The sequence below is a fragment of the Microcoleus sp. N9_A1 genome (genome assembly GCF_036701795.1).
GTDB lineage: Bacteria > Cyanobacteriota > Cyanobacteriia > Cyanobacteriales > Microcoleaceae > Microcoleus.
Genome location: NZ_JAUBRI010000163.1, coordinates 1 through 2,750 on the forward strand (window position 1 = coordinate 1; position 2,750 = coordinate 2,750).

Here is a 2,750-nt window from a genome sequence, read left to right on the forward strand (position 1 = left end):
AAAATCTTCTCTTCATCCCTTGGGCTTGTCTTGGCAACTAGATTAACTGTTACCCCTACTTATTGAGCCGATACGATCGCAATACCTAGCCTAAATTCTGGATACAAGCGAGTTCGCCTATTTAATTTCGCCTAACATACGTTGCGCTACCTCTCGGTTGTGCAAAGCATCGTGATAGTCTGGTTTGAGAGCAATTGCCTGGTTATAAAATGCGATCGCCTCTTCAAATCTTCCTAAATTATACTGCTCATTCCCTCGATCGCACCACGCATCAGCCTCTACATTAACTTCCGATTCTGCCTCCTCACCCTCAGCGACTCTGCGGTTCCCTTCCCCAGAAAAACCCAAACCATCCCCAACAAACACCGCCTCAATCACCCTCCCCTTTGTATCCTCCTCCTCAACCTCCGGCAGCGGAAACCGTGTCAATATCTCCCGCCCAATTTGCCTCGCAACCTCTGACAATTCCCCACTACCAATTCTACCTAACAAAACCAGCCGCTGCGCCAATTCCTGAAGCGATGCCACCGCATCCGTAGGGGCGGTGCCCCCGTGCCCGCCCTGCAGGTTTTCGCCCTCTAACAATCTTTCCCCGAACCGTCGCAACCAAGCAGCCAATTCACCATCTTTAATGCGTTTTGCGATTAAGAATCCCGCTACATCCCCGCGACTCCAGCCGGCATTCACCCCTTCCAGGATTTCCATGAATTTCGACTCGTATTCCGCGTCAGTTAGGGTGGGGCGGATGGCGGTATTTCCCGGCGGGGAGGGTGGGGTTGGGGTTCCCAATATTCGCTGAATTAGTCGTTTGAAGAATTGCAGAATTTTGTTGAGCATTTGTGAGATTGGGAGGGTGGGGTATTTTCTATTTGATAGCAATTATCAAAAATAGATTACATATAGATTGTCGGCGATATCTGTAGGGACACGGCAATGCGCCGCGTCCGAGATGGCGACGCACAACAAACAATCAGATGAAGTAGAATTAATCTACTTTAAAAGCGGATAATACAGTTCTCCTGTTGAGTTGATATAACCAGCCCTATCGCCCGCTAAATCCCCCGTTCCCATAAATACATCAACTCTCCCCGCACCTTTGATTGCACCGCCAGTATCTTGATCCAAAACGTACCGATTCACAGCACTTTGTTCGAGTTGTCCTGTGGCACTCGGATAAGGGAGTTTTGTACTAATTAATGCTAGTGCGCCGGGGGGCATTAAAGCTTTGTCGGTGGCGATCGACCTTTCGGCAGTTACAGGCACTCCAATGCTGCCAGTAGCAGGTGATCCGTTAGTATCCCGGAAGAACACAAAGCTTTGATTCTTGGGCAAATACTTGTCCATATCTGCGGGAAAGTTAGTGAAATATTCCCTTAGTTTCGGCAAATTTAACTCTTCTAAAGTAAACTTTCCGTCCTTAACTAATTCTCGCCCGACACCTGTATAACTCTGACTGGTTTTGCCCGCAAAACCCACTGTCATCACGCTACCATCTGTTAACTGCAACTTCGCAGAACCTTGGACATGCACGAGAAATGCTTGGAATCGATCGCGCAACCAAACTAATTCTAATCCTCGCAGCAATCCTTTACTTGCCTGCAAAGCATCTGCGCCTTCCAAATCTAATCTTGTCGGGTGAGGTTTCGGCCAAGATGCCATGTTTGGTGGCATCCGGTACAGGGGATAACGGTATTCGGAATTCGGCGTGCGAGATGCTGCGTAAGTCGGCTCGAAATAACCTGTAAATGCGACTGTTCCTTTGCCGTCTTTGCCCGTGGATTTGTAAAATACAAATTCCCGCTTGACAGATTCCTGGAGTTGTGCTGGAGTTGTAGAACTGACAACTAATTGGCGGAATCGATCGAGCGATCGCCGAACTCGATCGCGCGTAATACCTGCCACAGAATAGCGACTGTAAGCACTAGCAGCCGCTTGGGAGTTAAGATAGCGGAGGCTGTTGTCGATCGACCTTAACAGCAATTGGCGATCGCCAGATTTGCCATTTTCGCCCCAGATTTGAGCGTCAAAGGCTAGATCCTCCGACTCGCCAGCTTGTAACTGATTTACACTAATTGGTTGCAGCGACGGAACTGCAACGGCGGGCACCGAAAAAGCGATCGCCAAAACGCAACAGACGATGGCTAATAACTGATAGCGAAAAATCTTGCTCAATTTCCAATCTTTCCTACTTAATTGATTATTTTCCTTATTCATCATATCGTTCGACGCTAGAACTAAATATCGGTTCTACGCGAATTGCGAGCACGCTGGTAGGCCGAACTACCATGTATTCGCCTTGAATATTTTTGATCGGGACATTGAGAAATTCTGTGGAATCTTGTTTGGGAACCAACACGCTGCTGTACCACTTTTGAAAATCTTGCAGCGTTGCGAAACGCACTTCTTCGCGGTGGCCGCCATCAAGCAGCAGGTGTACGGAATATTCGCTGGGAGTTCTAGGCATATCTGTATTTTAGATTTTAGATTTTAAGCTTTTAGAACGATTTCATATTTTACCCCTTACTCGGCGCATTCCCTCATCTAGTAGGTTGCATAGGGTGAGAGTTGTTGGAAGCATTGGTGTCAACAAACACGTCAAATGTAGTACCGGTCTACTGTTTGACGATGAGGCCCGCCGATATCCCCTAGGGCGTGTTTTCTTTCCCCGGAGATCCCCCCAGCCCCCCTTAAAAAGCAGGGTGGATTAATTGTCAGGGGGGAATGTAGAATAGAAGAGGTAATCAAGTCTG

3 protein-coding genes are annotated in these 2,750 nt (G+C 48.0%); all 3 read right to left on the reverse strand.

Annotated elements, in window-relative coordinates; all coding sequences use genetic code 11:
- Positions 1 to 117: 117 nt before the first annotated feature.
- The 3 genes from QUA58_RS31065 to QUA58_RS31075 all read right to left on the reverse strand — a co-directional run bounded on the left by QUA58_RS31065 (position 118) and on the right by QUA58_RS31075 (position 2,464).
- A complete protein-coding gene (locus QUA58_RS31065; RefSeq protein WP_333253199.1) occupies positions 118 to 837 on the reverse strand; it encodes a tetratricopeptide repeat protein in 720 nt (239 codons plus the stop codon).
- A 153-nt stretch (positions 838 to 990) separates the two neighbouring features.
- Entirely contained in the window at positions 991 to 2,172 is a 1,182-nt protein-coding gene (locus QUA58_RS31070) for a murein transglycosylase A (protein ID WP_333397974.1), read from the reverse strand.
- 34 nt (positions 2,173 to 2,206) lie between these two features.
- Positions 2,207 to 2,464: a hypothetical protein gene (locus tag QUA58_RS31075; RefSeq protein WP_333253203.1), complete on the reverse strand. Its 258-nt coding sequence runs from the start codon at positions 2,462 to 2,464 to the stop codon at positions 2,207 to 2,209.
- Between the last annotated feature and the right edge of the window lie 286 nt (positions 2,465 to 2,750).